This is a genomic window from Homoserinimonas sp. OAct 916, from assembly GCF_003260275.1.
Lineage (GTDB): Bacteria > Actinomycetota > Actinomycetes > Actinomycetales > Microbacteriaceae > OACT-916.
The window spans coordinates 153,377-177,035 of record NZ_QJHB01000004.1 but is presented as its reverse complement, the minus strand read 5'-3'; the positions used below and the strand labels follow the sequence as shown (position 1 = coordinate 177,035).

The 23,659-nt window shown below is 67.1% G+C and carries 19 protein-coding genes; 11 read left to right on the top strand and 8 right to left on the bottom strand.

The window, feature by feature from the left end; genetic code table 11:
- The first annotated feature begins 40 nt into the window (after window positions 1-40).
- The 4 genes from DL891_RS05975 (at window position 41) to DL891_RS05960 (ending at window position 3,976) form a co-directional block, all read left to right on the top strand.
- Entirely contained in the window at window positions 41-457 is a 417-nt protein-coding gene (locus tag DL891_RS05975) for a VOC family protein (RefSeq protein ID WP_111719517.1), read from the top strand.
- A gap of 87 nt (window positions 458-544) precedes the next feature.
- Window positions 545-778: a hypothetical protein gene (locus DL891_RS05970; RefSeq protein WP_157962405.1), complete on the top strand. Its 234-nt coding sequence runs from the start codon at window positions 545-547 to the stop codon at window positions 776-778.
- Between the two features lie 178 nt (window positions 779-956).
- Window positions 957-2,612, top strand: a complete 1,656-nt coding sequence (locus DL891_RS05965; RefSeq protein ID WP_232819029.1) for an amidohydrolase — start codon at window positions 957-959, stop codon at window positions 2,610-2,612.
- Complete coding sequence (locus tag DL891_RS05960; RefSeq protein ID WP_111719515.1) at window positions 2,609-3,976, top strand: APC family permease; 1,368 nt, start codon at window positions 2,609-2,611, stop codon at window positions 3,974-3,976. The genes DL891_RS05965 and DL891_RS05960 overlap by 4 nt, the downstream gene beginning before the upstream one ends.
- A gap of 212 nt (window positions 3,977-4,188) precedes the next feature.
- On the opposite strand, the gene DL891_RS05955 is transcribed toward DL891_RS05960, so the two are convergent.
- Window positions 4,189-5,145 carry a nucleoside hydrolase gene (locus tag DL891_RS05955; protein WP_111719514.1) on the bottom strand — a complete coding sequence of 319 codons (957 nt, stop codon included), beginning with the start codon at window positions 5,143-5,145 and terminating at the stop codon, window positions 4,189-4,191.
- A gap of 600 nt (window positions 5,146-5,745) precedes the next feature.
- On the opposite strand from DL891_RS05955, the gene DL891_RS05945 reads away from it, so the two are divergent.
- From DL891_RS05945 to DL891_RS17300, 5 genes are all read left to right on the top strand, one after another.
- On the top strand, window positions 5,746-6,192 hold the full coding sequence (locus tag DL891_RS05945; protein WP_111719512.1) for a MaoC family dehydratase N-terminal domain-containing protein: 447 nt from the start codon (window positions 5,746-5,748) through the stop codon (window positions 6,190-6,192).
- Window positions 6,189-6,608, top strand: coding sequence for a MaoC family dehydratase (locus DL891_RS05940; RefSeq protein WP_111719511.1), 420 nt, complete (start codon window positions 6,189-6,191; stop codon window positions 6,606-6,608). The genes DL891_RS05945 and DL891_RS05940 overlap by 4 nt, the downstream gene beginning before the upstream one ends.
- Window positions 6,609-6,639: 31 nt before the next feature.
- The gene (locus tag DL891_RS05935) at window positions 6,640-7,905 is read left to right on the top strand and encodes a UDP-N-acetylmuramate dehydrogenase (RefSeq protein WP_111719510.1); all 1,266 of its coding nucleotides are present in this window, start codon (window positions 6,640-6,642) and stop codon (window positions 7,903-7,905) included.
- Window positions 7,906-8,321: 416 nt separating this feature from the next.
- Window positions 8,322-8,867, top strand: a complete 546-nt coding sequence (locus DL891_RS05930) for a HEAT repeat domain-containing protein (RefSeq protein ID WP_111719509.1) — start codon at window positions 8,322-8,324, stop codon at window positions 8,865-8,867.
- Between the two features lie 304 nt (window positions 8,868-9,171).
- The gene (locus tag DL891_RS17300; protein ID WP_198668786.1) at window positions 9,172-9,309 is read left to right on the top strand and encodes a hypothetical protein; all 138 of its coding nucleotides are present in this window, start codon (window positions 9,172-9,174) and stop codon (window positions 9,307-9,309) included.
- Window positions 9,310-9,575: 266 nt separating this feature from the next.
- On the opposite strand, the gene DL891_RS05925 is transcribed toward DL891_RS17300, so the two are convergent.
- Together DL891_RS05925 and DL891_RS05920 are read right to left on the bottom strand one after the other, a co-directional pair.
- Window positions 9,576-11,297 carry a long-chain-fatty-acid--CoA ligase gene (locus tag DL891_RS05925; protein WP_111719508.1) on the bottom strand — a complete coding sequence of 574 codons (1,722 nt, stop codon included), beginning with the start codon at window positions 11,295-11,297 and terminating at the stop codon, window positions 9,576-9,578.
- Between the two features lie 88 nt (window positions 11,298-11,385).
- Window positions 11,386-12,153: a DNA-formamidopyrimidine glycosylase family protein gene (locus DL891_RS05920; RefSeq protein WP_111719646.1), complete on the bottom strand. Its 768-nt coding sequence runs from the start codon at window positions 12,151-12,153 to the stop codon at window positions 11,386-11,388.
- Between the two features lie 74 nt (window positions 12,154-12,227).
- On the opposite strand from DL891_RS05920, the gene DL891_RS05915 reads away from it, so the two are divergent.
- Complete coding sequence (locus DL891_RS05915; protein ID WP_111719507.1) at window positions 12,228-12,782, top strand: YbaK/EbsC family protein; 555 nt, start codon at window positions 12,228-12,230, stop codon at window positions 12,780-12,782.
- Window positions 12,783-13,147: 365 nt separating this feature from the next.
- On the opposite strand, the gene DL891_RS05910 is transcribed toward DL891_RS05915, so the two are convergent.
- The 3 genes from DL891_RS05910 to DL891_RS05900 form a co-directional block, all read right to left on the bottom strand.
- Window positions 13,148-18,181, bottom strand: coding sequence for a DEAD/DEAH box helicase (locus DL891_RS05910; protein WP_111719506.1), 5,034 nt, complete (start codon window positions 18,179-18,181; stop codon window positions 13,148-13,150).
- 172 nt (window positions 18,182-18,353) lie between these two features.
- Window positions 18,354-19,475: a hypothetical protein gene (locus tag DL891_RS05905; RefSeq protein WP_111719505.1), complete on the bottom strand. Its 1,122-nt coding sequence runs from the start codon at window positions 19,473-19,475 to the stop codon at window positions 18,354-18,356.
- A 112-nt stretch (window positions 19,476-19,587) separates the two neighbouring features.
- The gene (locus DL891_RS05900; protein WP_111719504.1) at window positions 19,588-20,232 is read right to left on the bottom strand and encodes an alpha/beta hydrolase; all 645 of its coding nucleotides are present in this window, start codon (window positions 20,230-20,232) and stop codon (window positions 19,588-19,590) included.
- Window positions 20,233-20,454: 222 nt separating this feature from the next.
- Between DL891_RS05900 and DL891_RS05895 the strand changes: the two genes are divergently transcribed.
- Window positions 20,455-20,997: an NUDIX hydrolase family protein gene (locus DL891_RS05895; RefSeq protein ID WP_111719503.1), complete on the top strand. Its 543-nt coding sequence runs from the start codon at window positions 20,455-20,457 to the stop codon at window positions 20,995-20,997.
- A 165-nt stretch (window positions 20,998-21,162) separates the two neighbouring features.
- On the opposite strand, the gene DL891_RS05890 is transcribed toward DL891_RS05895, so the two are convergent.
- A complete protein-coding gene (locus DL891_RS05890; RefSeq protein WP_111719502.1) occupies window positions 21,163-21,657 on the bottom strand; it encodes a GNAT family N-acetyltransferase in 495 nt (164 codons plus the stop codon).
- A gap of 92 nt (window positions 21,658-21,749) precedes the next feature.
- The gene (locus DL891_RS05885) at window positions 21,750-23,270 is read right to left on the bottom strand and encodes a DEAD/DEAH box helicase (protein WP_111719501.1); all 1,521 of its coding nucleotides are present in this window, start codon (window positions 23,268-23,270) and stop codon (window positions 21,750-21,752) included.
- Window positions 23,271-23,659: the final 389 nt, after the last annotated feature.

The window sequence follows — 23,659 nt, the reverse complement described above, 5'->3', positions numbered from 1 at the left end:
CCCTAGTGGATCCGGAGAGGCCGGGGAGTACCCTGTGCGCATGGGTACCGAAACAACCACAGCGCCCGGGGCATGGATCACGATCCAGTTCGGCGACGCGGATGCCGCATTGGGCTATCTGGTCGGCGTGATCGGCTTCGTCGAACACGCTGTCTACCGCGGCGAAGACGGGGCGATCCAGCACGCAGAGCTTCTCTGGCCCACCGGCGGCGGCATGATGATGGGTGTGGATCGCGGGGAAGAAAGGTGGTCGGGCTCCGCGGGCGCCCCCGGCACCCAGTCCTCCTATCTGTGCACTCCGGACGTGGCCGGCGTCGCACGCCGAGTGGCCGATGCGGGCTGGCGGATCATCCGGCCGCTGGCCGACGCCGAGGGCTACGAGAGCCGTGAGATCGCTTTTCTCGACCCGGAGGGAAACGCCTGGAGCGTGGGCACTTATGCCGGCAAGGGCTTCTGAACCGAGGCATCGAGTGCGGGTGGATGGAGCCGGTGTGTCAGGATGAATGTTCGCACACCTGGTGCGCCTGACAGTGAATGGATGCGGATGGCGAAGAAGAGACTTCCCTGGTGGGACAGGGCATTCAACTTCTTCTACCCGTGGGGCGGACCGTGCCAGCTGGGGCCGTACGGCGAACCCGAACTGCCGCCGGCCAGCGGCAAGGCATGCCCGATGTGCGGAGCGATCATGTCGAGCCACCGGATTGAGCGGCGCGACGGGCAGTCGACCAAATTGCACTGCCCGGCCCCGTCGAGCGCTCTGCGACCCCTCAGCTCGTAGCGAGCCCGTGTGTCGAGCTCTCTCGGGGCGAAGAGATCGTCTCGAGCGGAGCTCTGCTGACAAAACGGCAAGGCGGATCCGGCCGTAGGCTACTCATAGCAATAACGTTCGTTCACCGGTTCGAGAATCAACTCTGCGCGGCGACGACGCCCACAACTGACTCATCGGAGGACATGGCGTGACAGAATCCGGTCGCCCGCAGCTTTTCACCAACGGCACCGTATGGATGGGTGCCGACAGCCCCGACCAGTGCGCGCTCCTGGTCGTCGACGGCCGGGTGGCCGCCGTCGGAGATGATGCCGAAGCGGCGGCCGGCGAGGATGCGGAGAGAATCGACCTGGCCGGCGGATTCCTGATGCCGTCGTTCGGTGAGGGACACGCGCATCCGATCTTCGGTGGCCTGGAGGACTGTGGTCCGCGCATCCGACAGTGCACGAGCGTGGACGAGATCATCGCGGAGGTGCGCCGGTATGCCAAGGAGAACCCGGAGAAGGAGTGGATCCTCGGGGCCTCCTACGACGGATCGTTCGCCGAGGGCGGGCTGTTCGACGCGCGCTGGCTGGACGACGCGGTCAGTGACCGCCCCGTCGTGTTGCGGGCGTGGGACTACCACACGGTTTGGTGCAACTCGAAGGCGCTGGAAATGGCCGGCATCGACGCCGATACTCCGGAGCCGGAGCTCGGCGAGATCCCCCGGCGCGCCGACGGGTCCCCGCTCGGGGTGCTTCGGGAGTGGGGCGCGATCGACCTGGTGAACGCGGTGAACCCGGGGCATGATTTCGAAGACAGGGTCGATGCGTTGAAGCGGGCCAGCGAGCATTTCGCGAGCCTCGGGGTGACCTGGGTACAGGATGCCTGGGTCGAATCCGACGACATCGACGTCTACCTGGCTGCCGCCAATCGGGGGCTCCTGTCCACCCGGTTCAATCTGGCCCTGCTCGCCGACCCGCGGCACTTCCCAGCGAGCCTGCCGGACATGGTCCAGGCGCGGGCGAGGGTGGAAGCCGTCGGGTCTGCGCACCTGACCGCCCACAGCGTGAAGTTCTTCGCAGACGGCGTCGTTGAGAACGAGACTGGCGCGTTGCTTGAGCCGTACTGTTCAGGAATGCACGACCACGGCATGCTCGTCTGGAGCCCGGAGCACCTCGCCGAATCAGTGCAGGCGGTGGATGCCGCAGGGTTCCAGGCACACATCCACGCGATCGGGGATGCCGCCGTGCGCACGGCGCTCGACGCCATCGAACATGCCGCCTCGGTGAACGGGCCCTCGGTGAACCGGCCCGCGATCGCCCACGTGCAGTTGGCGGCGCCCGCGGACCTGGCGCGCTTCGCCGAACTGGGTGTCGTGCCGGTCATGCAGCCGCTCTGGGCCCAGCTCGACGCCCTGATGACCGTGCTGACCGTGCCCCGGCTCGGCCCGGAACGCACGGAGCAGCAGTACCGCATGCGCACCCTCGTCGACAGCGGAGCCACCCTGTCGTTCGGCTCGGATTGGCCCTGCTCGTCCGCGGCACCGCTCGACGGCATCTCCGTCGGAGTCTCGCGCATGACAGTAGACGGCGAACCGTCCGGCGGCTGGACTGCCGATGAGCGGCTCGAGGTCGCAGCAGCCCTGACGGCATATACCGCCGGCGTCGCCACACTGGCCCTGGCCGACCGCACAAGCGAGGGTTGGGGGCAGATCACCCCGGGCGCGAGTGCCGACCTGGTCTGGCTCAGCGCCGACCCGCGCACCCGGCCGGCGCTCGACATCCCAGGCATCCGTGTTCAGGCCACGTATCTGGCCGGATCCTGCACCTACCTGGCAACCGCCCACTCCAAGGAGCACGCATGAGCACGCAACCCATCTATTCGGCGGTCAGCAACCTGAAGCCCGACACCGGCCAGCTGCGCCGTGTGCTCGGGATACCGTCGCTCGTGCTGTTCGGCATGGTCTACATGGTGCCGCTCACCGTGTTCACCACCTACGGCATCGTCACCCAGGTCACCGGTGGCCGGTTACCCCTGGCCTACATCGTCACCCTGGTCGCGATGGTGTTCACCGCCAGGTCCTACGGCCTGATGTCGCGGGCCTTCCCGTTTGCCGGTTCGGCCTACACCTACAGCCAGCGAAGTTTTGGTCCCGGGATCGGGTTCCTCACCGGTTGGGCGCTCATGCTCGACTACCTGTTCCTGCCCATGATCAATTACCTGGTGATCGGAATCTATCTGCATGAGACCTTCCAGACGATTCCCGCCTGGGTGTTCATCCTCGCCACCATCCTCGTGGTGACGATCTTGAACATCGTGGGGATCGTGTCGATCGCGCGCACCAACATGGTCCTCATCGCGGTTCAGCTCATCTTCATCGTGGTCTTCGTGGCCATGGCAATCAACCAGGTCAGCCAGAGCTCCACTGTCAACCTCCTGGCACCGTTCGCCGGCACGGGGGATCCGGGCGGATTCGGGCCAGTCATGGCCGGAGCCGCCATCCTGTGCCTGTCGTTTTTGGGCTTCGATTCCGTCTCGACGTTTGCCGAAGAGACCAAGGATCCGCGCAGGAGCCTGCCGATCGCGATCATGGCAATCACGCTGATCGCCGGAGTGCTGTTCGTGGGCCTGGCCTACGTGGGTCACCTCGTGCTGCCCGACCACTCCTTCGGCAACGCCGACTCCGCCGCCATCGACGTGATGAAGGCCGCCGGCGGCCAGTTCCTCGGTGCGTTCTTCATCGCCGCCTATGTCGCCGGTGCGGCGGGGTCTGCCCTGGTCTCCCAGGCGTCAGTCTCACGCATCCTGTTCGCAATGGGCCGGGATGGCGTACTGCCCCGTGGTTTCTTCGGGCGGCTGAACGAGCGGTTCCGCACCCCGGTGCTGTCGATCCTCGCGGTCTCGGTCGTCTCACTGTTCGCGCTCGTGATCGACCTGGGGATGTTGTCGGAGATGATCAGCTTCGGTGCGTTGATCGCGTTCTCCGCGGTCAACCTGGCGGTGATCAAGCACTATTACCTGGACGACAAGCGGCGCCACGGGATGCATGTCTTCACGTATCTCGTCGTCCCGTTGATCGGATTCGGCCTCACGATCTGGCTGTGGACGAGCCTGTCGCCTCGAACGCTCGTGATCGGGTTGATCTGGCTGGCGGTCGGGTTCATCTATCTGCTGCTCCTGACGCGCGGGTTCCGGCAGAAGACTCCGATGCTCGACCTCACGGAGTGACGCGTCGCCGAGCGCAGGCTTGACGGGGGCCAAGCGATCCGGCGAAGGATGATTGGCTCGAAACCGCCTCGCAACCCTGCGGATCGAGGGAGTCTGGGCAACAAGAAATCCTGCCAAAACCTGCGCCGTCCGGGGCTTTGAGACGGTCGCCAGCGATTCTTCGGCCAGTTGAGCGTGGTGCGGCCGCGGAGTGGCGCGGCGCGCAAACCCGCTTACGCCGTGATGGTGTCCAGAAACAGTTTCGCGTAGCGGACACCGTCGACCCCGAGGGCGACGTCGATCGGGTTGAACCCGTGATCGCCCGCACCCTCCTGCTCGTGACCGGCCGTGCGGTGGTCAACGACCGTCTGGCCGCGGGTGAGTGCGTCGCCGAGGCTGACGCGAACCGGCAGGTTCACGGTGCGCACGCCCTCGGGGTCGATCGCGGCGCACACGGCGCCCGCATCGCCGATGTCGCCGTTGCCCTCACCCGCGACACGCACCTCGCCGCCCTTCACACTGACGATGTGCTGCAGCAGGCGCCCGGCCAACTGGGCCCCCGGTTCGGCCGCCGCGACGAGCCGGGTGATGTCCTCCGCGGCAACCGTGACCGAATAGAACACGTCCAGCCCATACATGGTGATCGGCACCCCGGCACTCAACACAATCTCTGCCGCCTCCGGGTCATGCCAGGTGTTGAACTCCGCCACGGCGGTGGCATTGCCCACCGATGCGGATCCGCCCATGAAGACGATGCGCTCGACGTTTGCCAGGGCTTCGGGATACATGCGCACCAACAGGGCGATGTTCGTCATCGGCGCCAGCGGAACCAGGGTGACCGGGGTCGGGCTGGCAAGAATCTCGCGGCGCAGCAGTTCGACGGCGTGAATCGGCTCGATCTGGCGTGTTGACTCCGGAAGCCCGAGGTCGGCGAGCCCGTCGTTCCCGTGCACGTGGGCGGCATGGCGGGCCTCCGCCAGCAACGGGCGGGGGGCCCCGGCGGCGACCGGGATGTCGCCGGCCCCGGCAACGTCCAGCACTTTCAGGGTGTTGCGCACGACCTGCTCGAGGCTGGCATTTCCCGCCACACAGGTGACCGCGCGCACGTTCACGTCAGGGTGGCGCACTGCCACGAGAAGGGCGAGTGCATCGTCGATGCCGGTGTCGACATCCAGAATCATTTGTTGCATCTCGCCATGCTAACCGTCTGGGGCGTCGCGGCCGCCGCCAGCAGGGAGAAATGTCGAGCCAGAACCGTGGTCCGGTATGTAATTTGTCCTCGAAACCGTGCCGCGAACACGCGCCTCGGCGTGTCGAAAAATCTTAAATGTCGGTGGTCCCGCGTATTCTCGCGGGATAGTGAGGTAAAACCTCAAAACACTACATGTAGTGGAATGACAGGGGTGTCATTCCCGTTATATAGTGAAGAACCGCAAAGGCGCGGCAGAGACATAATCACGTTTCAGCCGAAGAACCACCAAGATACCTGAGGAGGCACCCATGGATTACGACAACAATGTTGACGGCTATTCAGTTCCCGTTGACCCGATGGACCTTCTGCAGTGTGACAGCTGCCAGTAGGCCGCGTCACTCGGCTGACACGAAGCACCAGCTCCGACCGTCAGCCACTGCAGTACCCAACTGCACCGAACCCCGTTTGCCCCTGTGGCGGCGGGGTTCTGCTGTTAACCGCGAGCCGTGACACCGCTCCGCGGCTGTGCCCGGCGGCCGCCGACAGCGCCTGAAGAGAACCGCGCCTGATCAGAACCGCGCCTGAATAGAATGGTCGGGTGTCAGTCAACCCAGATATCGCCGGCCGCACCTTCGCCCCGGTCGCCCCCTACCTTGTCGGGCGGGAGAAGATCCGCGAGTTCTCCCGCGCCGTCTTCGCCACGCATCCGATCAATCATGACCCGGAAGCCGCGCGCGCCGCGGGTTACGCCGACGTGGTTGCGCCGCCGACCTTCCCGGTGGTCGTGCAAGAGGCCACCCTGGCCCAATTGCTGGCCGAACCGGATGCCGGCATCGACTTCACCCGCGTGGTGCACGGCGACCAGCGCTTCACCTTCACTCGGCCGATCGTCGCGGGCGATGAGCTCACCGCCACCCTCACCGTTGCCAGCGTCAAGTCGCTGGGCGGGCACTCCATGGTGACCGCGGTCTCGGAGATCGTCGACCAGGCCGGCGCGCACGTGGTGACCGCGACCTCCACTCTCGTCGTCAGGGGAGACGAATGAACGCCGTGAGATCCGACCAGTTGACCGTGGGCGACATTGTCGCCGAGGGCGAGTTCACGCTCAGCCGCGACAGCCTTGTGCGTTATGCAGGCGCGTCGGGTGACTTCAACCCGATCCACTACCGTGACGACGTGGCCGTCGACGTGGGCCTTCCCGGCGTTCTTGCCCACGGCATGCTCACCATGGGTTTCGCGGTGCAGCCGGTCGTCGACTGGATCGGCGACCCCGGACGCATCGCCGACTACCAGGTGCGGTTCACCCGCCCGGTGCCAGTGGATGCGGCAGACGGTGCCCACGTGCGTGTGGTCGCGAAGGTCGGCCAGATCGAAGACTCTGCGTGCCGCATCGACCTGACGGTCACCTTCAACGACCAGACCGTGCTCGGAAAGGCGCAGGCGCGCGTCTTTCTGGCGTGACCGGCACCCAGAGATCCACGACGCGAGAATCATGACATCATCGGTGCCACCACTATCAGAGCTGACGACCATCCGCGTCGGCGGAGTGCCCGAGCAACTGGTCGCCCCGGCCACCACCGCGGAGCTGGTCGAGACCGCGATCACGGTGTGGCGAACCGGCGACGAGTGGTTGCTGCTCGGCGGCGGGTCGAACACCGTGGCATCCGATGACGGTTTCGATGGCACCGTGATCCGGCTGGTCACCCGGGGGATAGAAGAACTGCCGACCTCGGGTCAGACGCCGGATGGCCGCACGATCCACCTCAAGGTCGCGGCGGGCGAGAGGTGGGACGATCTGGTCGCGCACACGGTCGCCCACGGCTGGGCCGGGATCGAGGCGCTGTCGGGGATTCCCGGATGCGCGGGCGCCGCCCCGGTGCAGAACATCGGCGCGTACGGGCAGGAATTGTCGTCCAGCCTGGTCGCCATACATTTTCTCGACCAGGACACCGACCAGGTCACGCGGATCCCCGCCTCCGATCTCGAGCTCGGCTACCGCACCTCGAGGCTGAAGCAGAAACTGCAGATCGGCATCGTTCTGGCGATCGAGCTGCAACTGTTCGAGGGGGAGGGTTCGGCATCCGGGCGAAGCATGCCGGTCGCCTACGGGCAGTTGGCGACGGCATTGGGCGTGTCTCTCGGCGACCGGGTCGAGCTGGTCGAGGTGCGCCGAGCGGTGCTCGAGCTGCGGGCCTCGAAGGGTATGGTGCTGGATGCCGCAGACCCCGATTCGGTCAGTGCCGGGTCATTCTTCACGAACCCGATCGTGAGCGAGAACTTTGCCCGCGGGTTGCCCGCGGGTTGCCCACGCTGGCCGCTGGTCGCCGATGCCCAAGACACCATCACCCCGTTGCACGGCGCCGACGACGATGCTGATGCTCGCGGGCCCGCCGGTGAAGAAACAGCGGGGGGAGCGGGTGGCCGGGCTGCGGGGCACGGCGTATCGCACGATCACGCATCCGAGATCACCGGCGCGATGGCGAAATCTTCAGGCTCGAGCGCCGGTGCCGACGCTCGGGAAGGCGCGGTCAAGCTCAGTGCCGCCTGGCTGATAGAGAACGCCGGTATCGCGCGTGGCTTCGCTCTGCCCGGCTCGCGGGCGGCCATCTCCAGCAAGCACACGTTGGCGCTGACGAACCGTGGCGGGGCGACCGCGGCCGAGGTGGCCGAATTGGCCCGCTTCGTACAGGGGCGCGTGCTCGCCGAGTTCGGCGTGCTGCTGCAGCCCGAACCCGTGCTCGTCGGCGTTTCCCTGTAGCCCGCCGGGTACACCGCACCTCACCCAGAAAAACTCAGGACGACACCGCCGCCGACGCAGAGACAAGCTCGGCGCGGCTCTCCTCCTGCATATTTGAGCGACAGGCTGTTCGGCCTTCAAGTTCAAGACTTCAGGAGGAGACCGTCACCGCTGTCCTGATGCAGAACTGTCACCGATGTCCTGATGCAGAACTGTCACCGCTGTCCTGATGCAGAACTGTCACCGCTGTCCTGATGCAGAACCGTCACCGATGTCCTGATGCAGAACCGTCACCGCTGTCCTGAGACATAACACACTGCCCAGAGAGGGCCGGCATGCCTTTCCTCCTGGACTTCGCGGGCGTCGAGCGATTCCGAGGTACGAGGAGTCGTCTCGCACCCCCGCCGCAGGGGGCGCCCGGTAAAGTGGGCAGCGCCATGAACAAGTCCCGTGAACTGCACCCCGACATCCCGCTCGATCTCCCCACAGCCGAGAGGCTGCAGGCGGCGATAGCACACTACGGCGAGAGGGCGGTGATCGAGAACGCGGTGACCCTGTTGCGGGCGAAGAACGCCGGCAAAGATTTTCTGCTCTACGCGGGCGGTCGCCACGCCCTCGGCATCCTCGAGGGGGCTCCGGCCCTGTACTGGCCCGAACTGTGGGGAGCGCGCGTGTTCCTGCACGCCTGGGATGAGGCGCTCGCCGCACCCTACGTCGTCGTCGGCCTGACCAACCAGGCCTGGCGGGTGCGCGAGATGTGCGCACGGGTCGTGCTGATGCGCGACCTGCAGGTGGCTCCGAAGTTGGTGAAGATGCTGACCGATGACGTGCCCCGGGTGCGTGCCGGGGCCCTGCGAGCCCTGGCTGCACAGGGCACCGCGGAGCACGTCGACGCCATCGCCGCGCTCGTGCACGACCCGGACATCGAGGTTCGTCGCACCGCGCAACAGTCACGAGATGCACTCCGGGAGCGGCTGCGCTGAACAACCTACGCTGAACATCCTGCGCTGAACAACAGGCGCTGGAAAACAGGCGCTGAATGCCCCGGATGGTTGACCGGGGCCGTGCCTCGTGGTGATTCCTCGTGCCTCGGAACTCCCCGACCGACGCGGCTGGCTGGGGGTGGAGGCCGACCACGGCGGGTAGTCGTCGGAGCAACAGGTCGTGTAGCAGGCCATACACCGCGCCAAGCATCCGACTTGCTGAAAATCGGGCATGCCACGGGCCGGCGAGCGTACCCTGTGAACACGGGACTTCCGACGGCCCCGGCGCGCGAAGGAGTCCACCATGCCCGACAAATCACCCCACCAGACCAGTTCGAAAGCGCACGGAAAATCGATCAAAGAGAAACGCGCGGCCAAGCACGCCAAGGCGGATGCCAAATTGCACCCCGAGGTTGAGGATCTGACCAAGAACAAACACTGACCACGAACAAGAACTGACCACGAACAAGAACTGACCACGAAAAAACTGACCGCGAGTAGGTTCCGACAGGGGTGACTGGTCGAGCCCACCGCTGACCGTGTTGAACAGGCTGAGCCCCCTGTGGGTTAGCACCCTGTGATGGAGCACCCTCTGCGGCGCAGCACCCCGTGACGCAGCACCCCGTGATGCAGCACCCCGTGACGCAGCGCTCCGTGATGTGGCACCGTGCGACGCGCAACTCAGCGGTGCCCTGATCTAGGGACGCTTCAGGCTTGTTCTGACGTGCCCGCAGATTTCAACAATTCCTCACGCACCCTCCGCCGCAAGACCTTGCCGATCAACGACTTCGGCAGCTCTTCGACGACCGTGATGTGCTTGGGCACCTTGTACGGGGTGAGGCGCTCACGCACATACGCTCGCGCAGCAGCCTCGTCGAGCGCGGCGCCGGGGTACAGTACGACCGCAGCAACGACCTCTTCGCCGCTGTGCACGCTCGGGATGCCCACGACGGCCGCCTCGGCGATTCCTGAGACCTCGCAGAGCGTCTCCTCCACCTCGGTGGGGGCCACATTGAACCCGCCGGTGATGATCAACTCTTTGATGCGGTCGACGACCGTCACGAACCCGTCGCTGTCGACGGTGACGATGTCACCGGTGCGAAACCAGGGGGTGCCACCGTCGGGGTCGTCGACGAAGACCTCAGCCGTGGCATCCGGTTCCCGCCAGTAGCTGGAGAACACCTGGGGACCGCGCACCAGAAGCTCACCTTGATCTCCGGATTCGCGATCCGTCGCCGGGTTCTCGGGATCGACGACGCGCAACTCGGTGTTCGGCAGCGGCAGTCCGACCGTGCCGGCGCGGCGGCTGCTGGCCACCGGGTTCGCCATCAGCACCGGTGAGGTCTCGGAGAGCCCGTAGCCCTCGACGAGGTAGCCGCCGGTGAGACCCTCCCACGGTTCCACGACCGACGCGGTCAGCGGCATGGCGCCGGAGATCGCGATCTCGATCCCCGCGAGCGACACGTTCTGCTCCTTCGCCGCGTGCGTGAGCCGCTCATAGATCGGCGGCACCGCGGGCAGGAATGTGGCCGGATGCTTCTTGATCACCTTCAGCACCAGGTCGGGGTCGAACTTCGGGAACAGCACCAGACGCGCCCCCATGCTCATGGCGAAGGTGAGGCAGAGGGTGAGCCCGTAGGCGTGGAACATGGGCAGCACCGCGTAGACGACGGCGGTGCCGAGCGGGACCGTGGGCACCCAGGCGCGGGCCTGCGCCGCATTCGCGTTCAGGTTCAGGTGCGTGAGCGTGGCGCCCTTGGGCCGCCCGGTCGTGCCGCTCGTGTACTGGATCAGGGCAACGTCGTCGGCCTCCGGGCGGATGATGTGCTCACTGATCGGCGCGTTCGCAATCAGCTCGGGCCAGTCGAGGGTGCCGCGCACCCGAGTGGTCAGGGCGCTCCGTGACTCGCGCGCCTTCGTGATCGGCAGACGCAACATCGCACGCGTGGCTAACGGCATCGCGCGGGTGATGTCGATCGAGATGATCGCATCGACCGCGATATCCGCCGGGAAGGCCTGGATCGAGGCGACAACCTTGTCCCAGGCGATCACGATCTTCGCGCCGTGGTCCTCGAACTGGTGGCGCAGCTCGCGCGGGGTGTACAGCGGGTTGTGCTCGATCACGATGCCGCCGAGGCGCAGCACCGCGTAGAACGCGATGATGTGCTGCGGCGCGTTCGGCAACACGATCGCCACCGGGCTCCCCTTCTGCACGCCGAGCAGGCGCAGGCCTTCTGCGGCCCGGTCGATCTGGTCACCGAGTGCACGGTAGGTCGTCTCGCGGCCGAAGAACTCGAGCGCGATGTTGTCGGGGAATGCTCGGATCGACTCCTCGACCAGGTCGTAGAGCGAGCCGGTGGGCAACTCGATGTCGTGCGGAACGCCCGGGGCGTAACTGTTCAACCAGGGGCGCGGAGTGGTGATGGCCATAGCTCTACACTACGAGCAACCGGCGGCCGAACTGCCCGCACTGCGCTCACACCGCTCGGCTGCGCGGCGCTGCCGCCTCAGGGTCGGCTCAGCGCTGGCAGTTCGGGCACCAGTAGACCACCCGGGCCGGATCGCCGAACTCTGCCTGCCGAATGGCCGTGCCGCACCGCAGGCACGGGCGCCTGTCGCGCCCGTACACCCACAGCGTGTCTCCGCGCAGCCGGCCGGTGGTCGAACGCCGTGATCGCTCCCTGTTCGCCGCCAGCAGCTTCTGAGCGAGGGTGACCAGCCGGGGCAGATCCGGCACATCGCCGACGGGGGTTTCTGGCAGCACGCCGACCAGGAAGCACAATTCGCTGCGGTACACGTTGCCGATGCCTGCGAGCATCCTTTGGTCGAGCACGGCCTCACCGATCGTGCGGCCGGGGTTTGCGCGCAGTCGGGTGAGTGCCTCCACGGCGTCCCAGTCAGGTCCGAGCAGGTCTGGGCCCAGATGCCCCACGGCCGTGTCCTCGGCATCGCGACGCAGCACCTCGACCACGCCGAGCTGAAATCCGACGGCTGCGGATCGGGCAGTGCCGAGGATGATTCGGGCCTGCCAGGCCGGCCGTCGCCACTTCTCGCCCGGCTGGTAGATGTGCCAGATCCCCTCCATCTTCAGGTGTGTGTGGATCGAGGCGTCTCCGACGCGGATGAGCAGGTGCTTGCCGCGACTGACGACGTCGTCGACCACCTCACCGGCGAGGTCGACGGTCGCGAAGCGCGGCACCCGGATGTCGCACCGGGTGAGGCGCTCGCCGACGAGAGCGGCTCGCAGTTCACGGGCCGCACGAAATACGGTGTCACCCTCGGGCATGGTTCGACCAGCATAAAGCAACTCCACGTCGCCGTCGGTGGCGACCACCCGGACGGTACGGGCAGACTGGGCGGATGGGAACCTTCACGCTCGGCCGGTTGACGACAGTGCCGGCATCCACTCGTCTCGATCTTCTTGCTGAACCGGTCGCCGCTGCCCTCATCGCAGCGGGGGTCCTCGACAAGGTGGGGGTGGTCGAGATCGACCCGGACATCTCCGACACCGCCGCCACCCGGGCCGAGTTCGGGCTCGACGCCGATACGCTCGCCAACTGCGTGGTCGTGGCTGGCAAGCGCGAGGGTGAACAGCGCATCGCCGCCTGCGTCGTTCTGTCGAGCACCCGCGCCGACGTCAACACCGTGGTGCGCAAGCGGCTCGACGTGCGCAAGTCGTCGTTCTTGCCGATGGATCAGGCGGTCGAGATGACCGGCATGGAATATGGCGGCATCACCCCGATCGGATTGCCGGACGGATGGCCGGTGCTGGTCGACAGCCGCGTGTCCGAGGCTGATGTGGTGATCATCGGTTCGGGAGTGCGGCGGTCGAAGATCCTGTTGCCGGGAGCCCTGTTCAGCCGACTGCCCGGAGTCGAGATCATCGACGGCCTCGCCACACCGATCACCGGCTGATCGGTCGACCGCCTGGCGGGCTGACCGGTGGCGGGCTGGCCGGTGGCAGGAGCCCGGGTTGGGAAGACATCCGCGTGACCCCGCCAGCGCCGTTCGGCGAAAACTCAGGAGGAGCGGATTGCGGGTGCGCAGAGCCCGTCGGCGACCCTGTGGTCCTGAGCTTTCGAGGTAGTCGGCTCCCGAAGTACCGGTGCGCACGACGCACCGAGCCCCCGAAATGCCGAGTCCACTCGGTACTGCGGCTGGGACGTACCAAATCCACGCAGTACTGAGACTACGACGCACCGAGCCCGGGACGCACCGAGCCCGGGACGCGCCGAGCCCGGGACGCACCGAGACCACGATGCACCGCGTAGGGCGATGGCTCAGCGGCGCAGGCGCAGGCCGCGGGGGATCGCCGTGAACCCGGACGCCTGGAGCGCAGCCCCGACCGGCGTGCCGATCACGAACTCACCGTTGATCTTTTCAATGGTCAACTTGTCGACCCCGCCCCGGAGCACCAGTGCCGCCAGCGCGTCGGTGGCCAGACGAATCGCCGGTCCGGCCTGACCGCCGACCGGGTCGGGGGGCGGGCTGCTGGCGTGACCTGACGTCGCTCCGACGGCGCGCGAGGGGTTTGCCCCGGCTACCGACCCGGCTACCGATCCGGAGGTCGGCTCGGGCCCGGAAGCGGCGGGCCCGGCATCCGGAGACCCGTCCTCGAAGGCGAGCACGCTCTTGCCGCCGCGTTCGACGTAAAGCACGAGTGCCCCGTCGACCAGAACGACGAGAGCGCCTGCCTTGCGCCCGGGGCGGTGACCGGTACCGGCTGGCCACGGCAACGCGGCACCGTACGGGTTCGCGGGGTCGGTCGCGGCCAGAGCGACCACGGCCGGTCCGCCACGGGTTGTGGAGTCGCGAGTCGTGGAGCTACGGGTTGTAGAGTCACGAGCCGTGGAGTGGCGGGCGTCCCGTGAGGGGCTGGCGGCCCCCGGGTCAGACGTGACCCACGGCGACTCATCCGGTGCTCGCTGGAATGAGCGCAGCCGGTCGATGGTGCCGCCGGTGGCGAACTGGGCGGCGCCGAGGCCCTCCACGAAGTAGCCGCGGCGGCACCGGCCGGTGTCCTCGAACCCGCTGAGCACCCGGTAGACCAGGGCGAACCCACCGGCCACCTGCTCGGCGACGACCGACCCTCGGGTGACAACGCCGTAGCGCTCCAGCAGCGCTTCGGCGTTCGCCTTGGCGCGCACGGTGGGGTCGGTCTCGACTTCCGGCAACAGTGACCAGCGCCCCTGCGCGGTGGGTGGGCCGGTTCGGCTGATCTGGCCGGACCGTCCACTTCGGGCGTAGGCGCGCAGCGAGTGCATCCGGGTTCGAGGCGGCCGACGGGGTGTGCGGTGCGCGCTCTGGCCTGCCCCGGTCAGCACCCGAAGCGGAGCGAACGTGTCGTTGGTGACCAGCCCAGCCCAGGCCAGGTCCCAACAGGCCGTGACCAGCGCGTCATCGTCGGTGCTGCCGACCGCGTCGGACAGTTGTCGAAAGAAGTAGCCACCCCCACCGCTGAGTGTGTCGAGAACAGCCCGATGCAACTCGCCGAGCTCCGGCGACTGGGGCGTGGCAAGGGTGAGGGGTGCTGTCTCAGCCAGATGCAGACTCACCCAGCCATCCTTGCCCGGCAGGTTTCCGGCTCCCGCCCAGATGACCTCGCCGGCTGCGGTCAACTCGTCGAGCATGGCGGCGGAGTAATCGGCAACACGAGAAGGCAGCACCAGTGACTCCCACGCGGATGCCGGCAGCGGCACGCCCGCGAGTTGTTCGATCACCGATGCCACACCGTCCACTCCGTGCATCGCACCGCCGACGCCCTGCCACGCCGGCAGGAAGCGACCGAGTGCGTGGCGGTCCACCGGCTCGACCTCGTGCCGGAGGGCTGCCAACGAACGGTTGCGCAACCGGCGCAGCACCTGATTGTCACACCACTCTGCCCCGGCACCGTGTGGCCGGAACTCCCCCTCGACGATCTGGCCGGCGCCTGCCAAACGTCGGAGCGTGTCGTGGGCGACGGCGGCACCGAGCCCGAACCGTGTCGCGGCCTCTGTTGAGGTGAACGGTGTGTGGGTTCGGGCATAGCGGCCGAGCAGGTCGCCCAGCGGGTCGGCCACTGGTTCGATGAACGCGTCGGGAACCCCGAACGGAATCGGCACGCCGAGCGCATCGCGCAGCCGGGCGGCATCCTCGATTGCTGTCCACCACGTCTCCTGCGCGAACGTGACCTGCAGCGCGCGCTTGCTGCGCACGAGGTCGGCGAGCCAGGCTTCGGCCTGGGTGGTGTGACTCATGGCGGTCTCGTCGTGGGGGCTTCCCGGGGATGGCTGGCCCGATCCCTCAGCCGGCGAAGGATCCACCCGCGCGGCTTCGGCAGTGGGGAGGGGCTGGGTTCGCGCGGCCACCTCCGCGGTGGTCAGCGGTCCGAGCATGCGCAGCAGGTCGGCCACGCCCTCGAGACCGCGCGCCTGCCGCTCCGGTGCGAGGCGTTGCAGCTCGCGTTCGGTCTGCTCGAGAACGACGGGGTCGAGCAGTTCGCGCAACTCCGCCTGGCCGAGCAACTCGGCGAGCAGCCCCGCGTCGAGTGAGAGGGCGGCGGCCCTCCGCTCGGCCAGCGGACTGTCGCCCTCGTAGATGAACGAGGCGACATAGCCGAACAGCAGCGAGCGGGCGAATGGGCTGGCCTGCTCGGTCTGGGTCTCGACGATACGGATCGCGCGGCTCTCGATCTGCGTGGCGATCTCGGTCAGTCCGGGCAGATCGTAGACGTCTTGCAGGCACTCCCGCACGGTCTCCAGGATGATCGGAAACTGGGGGTAGTCGCGGGCCACGTCCAGCAGTTGTGATGCCTTCTGGCGTTGCTGCCAGAGCGGCGACCGCTTGCCGGGATTGTATTTGGGCAGCAGCAGGGCTCGGGCCGCACACTCCCGAAAACGCGAGGCGAACAGGGCCGAGCCGCCGACCTCTGTGGTGACGATCTGTGCCAACTCGGCCGGTTCGAAGACGAACAGTTCGGCTCCGGGCGGGTCGGACTCCGTGTCGGGAATGCGTACGATCAGCCCGTCATCGCTGGCCATGCAGGAACCGTCGATCCCGTAGCGCTCCCGCACCCGGGCGCCGACCGCCAGCGCCCACGGGGCGTGCACCTTCATGCCGAAAGAGGAATGGAGGATCAGCCGCCAGTCGCCGAGCTCGTCATAGCAGCGCTCGAGCACGAGCGTGCGGTCGGTGGGCACGTGACCGGTGGCCACACGTTGTTCGGCGATGAAGGCAAGCAGGTTGTTCACGGCGCGCGCATCGAGGCCAACCGCCTGACAGCGGGCACGGGAATCCTCCTCGTCGCCGGTGGCGATCTCGCGCAGGAACGCGCCAACCGCCCGGCCCAACTCGAGGGGACGTCCCAGCCCGTCGCCCTTCCAGAACGGCAGTCGGCCGGGTTCACCGAACGCGGGGGTGACCAGAACCCGGTCGTGGGTGATTTCGTGGATGCGCCAACTGGTCGAACCGAGGGCGAACACGTCGCCGACCCGCGACTCGTACACCATCTCCTCGTCGAGCTCGCCCACGCGGGTGCCGCCGGTGGTGGCCGAGCCGGTGGCGCCGCTGGCAAGGAAGACGCCGAACAGCCCGCGGTCGGGGATCGTGCCCCCAGAAGTCACCGCCAGCCGTTGCGCGCCCGGCCGCCCGGTGAGCGTGCCCGAGTCGCGGTCCCAGACGATGCGCGGGCGCAGTTCGGCGAAGCGGTCGGACGGGTAGCGGCCGGCGAGCAGGTCGAGGGTGGCCTCGAACACGCCGCGGCCGAGCCCCCCGAAGCTGGCGCTGCGGCGCACAATGTCGAACCAGTCGTCGGCGTTGATCGGCTCCAGGGCGACGGCGGCGACGGTCTGCTGGGCAAGCACGTCGAGCGGGTTGGCCGGCACGGCCAACGACTCGATCAGGCCCGCCTCCATCCGTTCCGCGGTGACGGTCGAATGAATGAGGTCGGCCCGATGCTTCGGAAACAGTACGCCGCGCGACACCTCGCCGACCTGGTGACCGGCACGGCCGACCCGTTGCAGGCCGCTGGCGACCGACGGCGGAGACTCGACCTGCACTACCAGGTCGACCTCGCCCATGTCGATGCCGAGCTCCAGGCTGCTGGTCGCGACCACGCAGCGCAGCCGGCCCGACTTCAGGTCGTCTTCGATCAGCGCTCGTTGCTCTTTGCTGACCGAGCCGTGGTGGGCCCGGGCCAGTTGCGGGTCGGCGCCCGCGGTGGCCCCGGCCTGCCCCATCAGCGTGGCCGGCGACGACGTGGGCTGCGCATCGGCCGGAGTGAACCGGTCCGGCGCCAACTCGTCTGGAACACGTGCTGGATCGCCCTCGGGCGGGTCTGCCATCCGTTCGGCATAGATTTCGTTGAACCGGGCCGTCAACCGTTCGGCCAGGCGCCTCGAGTTGGCGAAGACGATCGACGAGCGGTGCTCGAGGATCAGGTCGACGATGCGTTCTTCAACATGGGGCCAGATCGATCCCGATCGCGCCTGACCGGGCTCGTTGGCATCAGCGTCGCCACCCGTGGCCACTGTGGAACCCAACTCGCTCATGTCGTCGACCGGAACGACCACCCGAAGGTCGAACTTCTTGGTTGACGCGGGCGCCACGATCTGCACCGGGGCCCGGCCGGAAAGGAATCGAGCCACCTCTTCGTGCGGGCGCACAGTGGCCGACAGGCCGATGCGCTGTGCGGGCCGCGCGAGCATCGCATCGAGCCGCTCGAGCGAGAGCGCCAGGTGGGCGCCACGCTTGGTCGCGGCCACCGCGTGCACCTCGTCGATGATGACCGTGTCGACCTGAGCCAGAGTTTCGCGAGCGGCAGAGGTGAGCATCAGAAACAACGACTCCGGCGTCGTGATCAGGATATCTGGCGGATTCTTCACCAACAGCCGCCGGTCGGCGGGCACGGTGTCGCCGCTTCGCACCCCGACACTCACGTGGGGCGGCTCGAAGCCCAGCCGTCGTGCGGTCTGGGTGATGCCGACCAACGGGGAGCGGAGGTTGCGCTCGACGTCGACGCCGAGGGCCTTCAGCGGTGAGATGTAAAGCACGCGGGTCGAGCGTTCCGCGGGCGCACCCCCGGCCGCGTCCGCGGATGGACTCGCGGCGGTCGCGCTCGTGCCCGAAGCGCCGCCGTCTGCTCGAGAGGCCAACGAGTCGATCGCCCAGAGAAAGGCGGCCAGGGTCTTGCCGCTGCCGGTCGGGGCGACCACCAACGTGTGGGAGCCGCGCGAGATCGCATCCCACGCGCCGATCTGCGCCGGGGTGGGCGCGGGGAACGCCCCGCTGAACCACTCACGGGTGGCGGGGGAGAACCGGTCGAGCACGTCGCTCATCCCATCATCTTCGCGTATGGGTGCGACATCCGGCTGCGTTCACCCCGGTCGGACGCCCACGAACGATGATGGTACGCACGATCGTCACTCGCGCGGCCATCGCTCGCCGGGAGGCAGCCGCGCACGACGCTCGGTGCCTCCGGCCACGATGACCCCGGATTGCTCGATGTTCCTAGGCAGATGCCAGCGGATAACGCAGGATCGCCGCCAGCGGTGATTCGTGGGGGATGTCCTCGGTGCGCACGGCGAGAACGGTACCGCTCGAGTGCAGCACGCGGGCGGCGATCTCACCGAGGATGTCGTAGCTGTCGGGCCCCGGCGCGTCGGCGAATGTCACCGAACCGTCGTCGCCGATGACCCCGTCAACGGTCGCGGTGATGTCGATCATGATGGAGTGAATTGCTCCATACGTGGCCGCGCGGGCGACACTGGCGACGTCCAACAGCGCCCGGCCCTCATCCCGACGCTCCTCGAACAGGGAGCGCCACTCGTCCAACTGCTCCTCGTAGCCGGCGTCGAAGACCGAGCGCGCACGCTGAGCCAACTCCGCGTCGCTCGGCCCGGAGTTCGTCTCGATCGTCGTGGCCGACAACCGCGGGTACGTATTGATGGTGCGGTAGATCGACGCCATCGGCTCGCTCGCGGCGAGCACCAGCGGAAGCCCACTGCCGCGCAGGTGGGCGCGTACGGTCGAGTTCACGGCGCGGGCGAATTGGCGCTCCGCGCTGGTGTCTCCGAGGGTGCCCTGTGCCGGCTTGCGGGGAAAACGGTCGGCGAGCGGCTGGGCGATGAACGGTTCGGAGCTGGTGGGCATGTCTGGCAGCACCGCCTCGCTGGCCGGCTGATCGGGGAAGACCTCGATCAGCCGCGATTCTCCCTCGGTGAGCAACAGCACATACCCGGCGTTCGGGAACGTCACCGCCCGCATCACCTGCGCGAGCTGGAACCTGTCGGAGACATTCACCTGCTCCTCCATCGTGGTGGGCAGCCGGTAGCTCTGGATGTGATTCGGGGTGACGAAGACGGCCAGGCTGTTTGCCTGGTAGCGCCAGAATTCACTGTCGTCGACGAGGCCCCGAATGAGTTGCTCGATCGCCGCGATCTCTTCGGAGGCCGCTCCTCGTTGCTCCAGTTGTTGCACAGCTTCCCTGACCATGTTCTTCAAGGTGATGCGAGGCACGTCCGCCTTGTGAGTGAGCGGAGTGCTCGGCAGGTAAAGAGTCACCGAAGCGGCATTACGGCTGGACGCCAGCGCGAGCAGGTCAGAGGAAGTTGGGATCTCAACATAAAGCATGGGGCATACTCCTTGTGATCGAGGCTTCTTCTCAGGCTACACAAACGGCGGCCCCCAGTGCTCAGAAATCCCCGATGTCCAGACGTTTGGGACACCCGGCGGATGACCCGGCTCAAACGGGCAGGTTCGCCGAGATGAAGGCGGCCACATCCTTCAACTCCTGCTCCGAGATGCCGTGCCCGACACCCTCGTAGATGCGGGCGGCCAGCGTGGAATGGTTGGGCAGCCAGACGTTGGTGTAGGTGACGGCGTGGCCCGGAATCACCTCGTCGGAAGTGCCGCGGCCCCAGAAGACCGGGGGCTTCAACCGGGCGAGGTGCTCGTCGCCGGGCAGCGTTCCCGGGGAGACATATCCCGACAGTTGTACGACGTACGCGAAGCGTTCCGGTGCGTGCCGCATCAGCTGTACAGCCATCGCACCGCCCTGTGAGAAACCGAGCAGGCCCACCTGGGGCGCGGCCTCTTCGTCGAGGGTGCCCAGCCAGGCGAGCACGGCGCGGGCGGCGGCATCCACCCCTTCGGCCGACGGGTCGCCGGGTGCGTCGAGCGGATACCAGGCGAAGCCCTGGCCCATGTCGATCGGCGCCCTGAGCGAGGCGATCACCGGGCCGAGGGGAAGATGCGGTGCCAACTGGAACAGGTCGCCCTCATGCGAGAGATACCCGTGCATCAGCACGAGCAGTGGTCGGCCTCGCCGGTCGGCCTCACCCGCCGACCAGAGCACGGCGTTGGGGTCGATCGATACGGCTTGGGGCATGGTTCCTCCGGAGGTGGGCGCCCCCCATGGTACTGAGAGTGGCTGGATGGCTGAATGGCTGAATGGCTGAATGGCTGGATGGCTGGATGGCGGGGGCGGCGGCGCTTTGCTGACCGGGAAGTCGTGGCCGTGGTGCCGTGCCCGGAACCTCGACGGTTGCGTTCTCCCATCGCCACGAGCAGCTGGGTGGCCACTCGGCATCCCCGTGCGCAAGAATGGAGCATGAGTTCCACTGGCACCCCCGACCCGAATCCCGGCTGGCTTTCCGACGAAGAGTTGGAACATGTGCGTCGACGCCTGCCGTTGTTATATGTCGAGGCGGTGCCGGTGCGGGTCGACGGCTTGGGCCAGGTCACCGAGGTGGGTGTGTTGCTGCGCGCGACCGCAGCCGGTGAGATGACTCGCACGATCGTGTCTGGCCGGGTGATGTACGGCGAGACGCTGCGCGAGGCCCTGTTCCGGCACCTGGAGAAAGATCTCGGGCCGATGGCTTTCCCACAACTGCAACCGGGTGCGATCCCGTTCCAGGTGGCCGAGTATTTTCCGATGCCGGGTATCAGTCGGTACACGGATGAGCGCCAGCACGCTGTCTCGCTGGCGTTCGTGGTTCCGGTCACCGGCACCTGTGAGCCCCGCCAGGATGCGTTGGAGCTCACCTGGATGACACCCGACGAGGCGTCCAGCGACCAGCTCTCGGCCGAGATGGAGGGCGGCCGCGGCGCCCTGCTGCGCGCGGCCCTGGCCTCGGTCGGCCGGCTCGGCTGACCGAAGCGTCACAGCTGACCGAAGGGTCGCAGCAGAGGTAAGCGGAGCGGCGGGGCGGCAGATCGAGAACCCGGTGATCACCTCACGAGGGCAGCGCGCCAACGATCAGCGCACCAACGATCAGCGCACCAACGATCAGCGCACCAACGATCAGCGCCGCCACGATCAGCGCCGCATCCGAATTTCTGAGAAGCTCGCTGTTCCGATGAAGTCCTCGATACGACGCGCCCCGTCGGCCGTGAAGCCATTGCGTTCGTAGAAGGTCTGCGATCGCGCGTTGTCCTCAGCCACCCACAGGTAGGCGGGTTCATCGCCGACGGCGGCGTCGAGCAACTTTTGGCCGAGGCCCGAACCGTAGTGTTTCGACAACAGGTAGATCGAGTAGAGCTCCAGATCTCTCGGGCCCTCGTCGTCGCGCCCCGGGCCGGATGAGGAGAAGCCCACGATCTCACCCTCGACCTCGGCCACGAATTTGTTGTTGCCTTCGTACGCGATGATCTGGGTCCACGAGTCGGTCAGTTCCTGCGGGTCGAGGCTTCTCACAAAGCCTTGCGGGGTGACATCGCGGTAGACCTCGCGAAAACAGGTCGAATGAACATAGCCCAGCCGGGGTGCGTCTTCGAGGACGGGCGTGCGGATGTTCGTGGACGGCGCTGTCATGATTCCTAGGTTACCCAATCCTTGAACGAGTGCGGCCCCCGAGTGAGTAATCACTTCGGGGGCCGGACAAGGGTTTTGATCAGCGCTGCGGATCAGCCCTGGGCGCGCCTGGAGCCCTGCTGGCTGCGGGCCGGAGCCTGCGTGCGCGAACCGTACGAGCCACCGGAGCCGGTCGAGGTGCTGTACGTGGCGGTGGATGCCCCGGCCGACGCGCGACGCGTCCTGCCGGAAGCGGCACCCTGCCCGGTGCGTGCTGCACCCTCGGACGAGCGCGTGGAGGCACCGGCGCCGGGGCGACCGGAACGGTCACGGCGCGGAGCTCCCGATGCGGGGCCGCGGGCGGCGCGCTTGCGCTGCGCGTTGGCGCCCTGCGAGTGTCCTCCGCCTGTATGGGCCTGCACTCGCGGGGCGGGCTTGACGAACGCGGCGATCTCACCGACCAGGTCGTTCACCACGTCCGAGTCTGCGGTCACCCGCTGCGGCTGGGCCGTGATCTCGGCCTTGCGCAGCAGGAAGGCGACATCCTTCTTCTGCGCGGTGAGCATCACCGTCACCACATCGCCGGCGCTGCCCGCGCGTGCGGTGCGTCCGGAGCGGTGCAGGTACGCCTTGTGCTCGGCCGGCGGGTCGACGTGGATGACGAGTTCGACGTGGTCGACGTGCACGCCGCGAGCGGCGACATCCGTTGCCACCAGAACCCGAGCCGAACCGTCGGAGAACGCCGCCAGGTTGCGGTCACGGGCGGCCTGCGAGAGGTTGCCGTGCAGGTCGACCGAGGGGATCCCCGCGTCGGTCAGCTGCTTGGCGAGCTTCTTGGCGTGGTGCTTGGTGCGCATGAAGAGAATACGGCGGCCGGTGCCGGAGGCGAGCTTCTGCACCAGCAGGCGCTTGGCCTCGACCCCGTCGACCTCGAACACGTGGTGGGTCATCGCCTCGACGTGCGAATTGACGTCGTCAACCGAATGGGTGATCTCATTCTGCAGGAAGCGCTTCACGAGCTTGTCCACCCCGTTGTCCAGGGTGGCCGAGAACAACAGTCGCTGTCCGCCGGAGGGCGTCTTGTTCAGGATGCGCGTCACCGACGGCAGAAAGCCGAGATCGGCCATGTGGTCGGCCTCGTCGAGCACGGTGACCTCCACGGCATCGAGCGAGATGAATCCCTGCTGCATGAGGTCTTCCAGACGGCCGGGGCAGGCAACGACGATATCGACGCCGGCCTTCAGCGCGGTGACCTGGCGGCCCTGCGAGACGCCACCGAAGATCGTGGTGGTCTTCAGGTTGTACACCTCGGCCAGCGGGGTGAGCGCGGCCGAGATCTGGGTGGCCAGTTCCCGGGTCGGCGCCAGAATCAGACCGACCGGACGGCCGGGGCGGCGTTTGCCGCCGGCCAACGGGCCGCCGAGGCGCGCCACCATCGGAATGGAAAACGCCAGGGTCTTTCCGCTGCCGGTCTTTCCGCGGCCGAGCACATCGCGTCCAGCGAGGGTGTCGGGCAGCGAGTCGACCTGAATCGGGAAGGGGGCGGAGATGCCGCTGCGGCTGAGAGCAGCAACCAGCGGTGTGGGCACGCCAAGCGCGCCAAAGGATATTTCGTTAGTGGGCACAGAAGTCATTGTGTGGTGCCTTTCAGGCATCAGGTTCCGAAGAACCAGGCACAGGTCGTCCCCGTGGTCAGGTTTCGGAATGGGTGGCGAGGTTGCCGATCGGCAACATCAGTTCGCCGCAAGAAATGCTTGTGCTCACGCACAAATCAACAGAACCCGGTATGAGCCGAGGAGAAGAGTAGCGTTCTACGACGCAGGGGGCGCGCAATTGCGCCCACAAGTCCTTCAACCGTAGTGCAGGTTGCTGATCCGTCGCAACTGCTGCTGCCGTAAGCGACACGGCGCTCATCACCGCGCGGCGCTGAAGCACCGATTCGGGCCCCTCAACGCGCCGGAGGTGGGCGAAAAAAGTGCGGCGCGCGGGTAGGAAGGCGAGAAGGCTGGGAGTATCATCAGAA

Coding starts and splice junctions, on each gene's coding strand:
- DL891_RS05975 (WP_111719517.1), top strand. CDS start 41: ATGGGTACCGAAACAACCACAGCGCCCGGGGCATGGATCACGATCCAG.
- DL891_RS05970 (WP_157962405.1), top strand. CDS start 545: ATGGCGAAGAAGAGACTTCCCTGGTGGGACAGGGCATTCAACTTCTTC.
- DL891_RS05960 (WP_111719515.1), top strand. CDS start 2,609: ATGAGCACGCAACCCATCTATTCGGCGGTCAGCAACCTGAAGCCCGAC.
- DL891_RS05955 (WP_111719514.1), bottom strand. CDS start 5,145: ATGCAACAAATGATTCTGGATGTCGACACCGGCATCGACGATGCACTC.
- DL891_RS05940 (WP_111719511.1), top strand. CDS start 6,189: ATGAACGCCGTGAGATCCGACCAGTTGACCGTGGGCGACATTGTCGCC.
- DL891_RS05935 (WP_111719510.1), top strand. CDS start 6,640: ATGACATCATCGGTGCCACCACTATCAGAGCTGACGACCATCCGCGTC.
- DL891_RS05930 (WP_111719509.1), top strand. CDS start 8,322: ATGAACAAGTCCCGTGAACTGCACCCCGACATCCCGCTCGATCTCCCC.
- DL891_RS17300 (WP_198668786.1), top strand. CDS start 9,172: ATGCCCGACAAATCACCCCACCAGACCAGTTCGAAAGCGCACGGAAAA.
- DL891_RS05925 (WP_111719508.1), bottom strand. CDS start 11,297: ATGGCCATCACCACTCCGCGCCCCTGGTTGAACAGTTACGCCCCGGGC.
- DL891_RS05920 (WP_111719646.1), bottom strand. CDS start 12,153: ATGCCCGAGGGTGACACCGTATTTCGTGCGGCCCGTGAACTGCGAGCC.
- DL891_RS05915 (WP_111719507.1), top strand. CDS start 12,228: ATGGGAACCTTCACGCTCGGCCGGTTGACGACAGTGCCGGCATCCACT.
- DL891_RS05910 (WP_111719506.1), bottom strand. CDS start 18,181: ATGAGCGACGTGCTCGACCGGTTCTCCCCCGCCACCCGTGAGTGGTTC.
- DL891_RS05905 (WP_111719505.1), bottom strand. CDS start 19,475: ATGCTTTATGTTGAGATCCCAACTTCCTCTGACCTGCTCGCGCTGGCG.
- DL891_RS05900 (WP_111719504.1), bottom strand. CDS start 20,232: ATGCCCCAAGCCGTATCGATCGACCCCAACGCCGTGCTCTGGTCGGCG.
- DL891_RS05895 (WP_111719503.1), top strand. CDS start 20,455: ATGAGTTCCACTGGCACCCCCGACCCGAATCCCGGCTGGCTTTCCGAC.
- DL891_RS05890 (WP_111719502.1), bottom strand. CDS start 21,657: ATGACAGCGCCGTCCACGAACATCCGCACGCCCGTCCTCGAAGACGCA.
- DL891_RS05885 (WP_111719501.1), bottom strand. CDS start 23,270: ATGACTTCTGTGCCCACTAACGAAATATCCTTTGGCGCGCTTGGCGTG.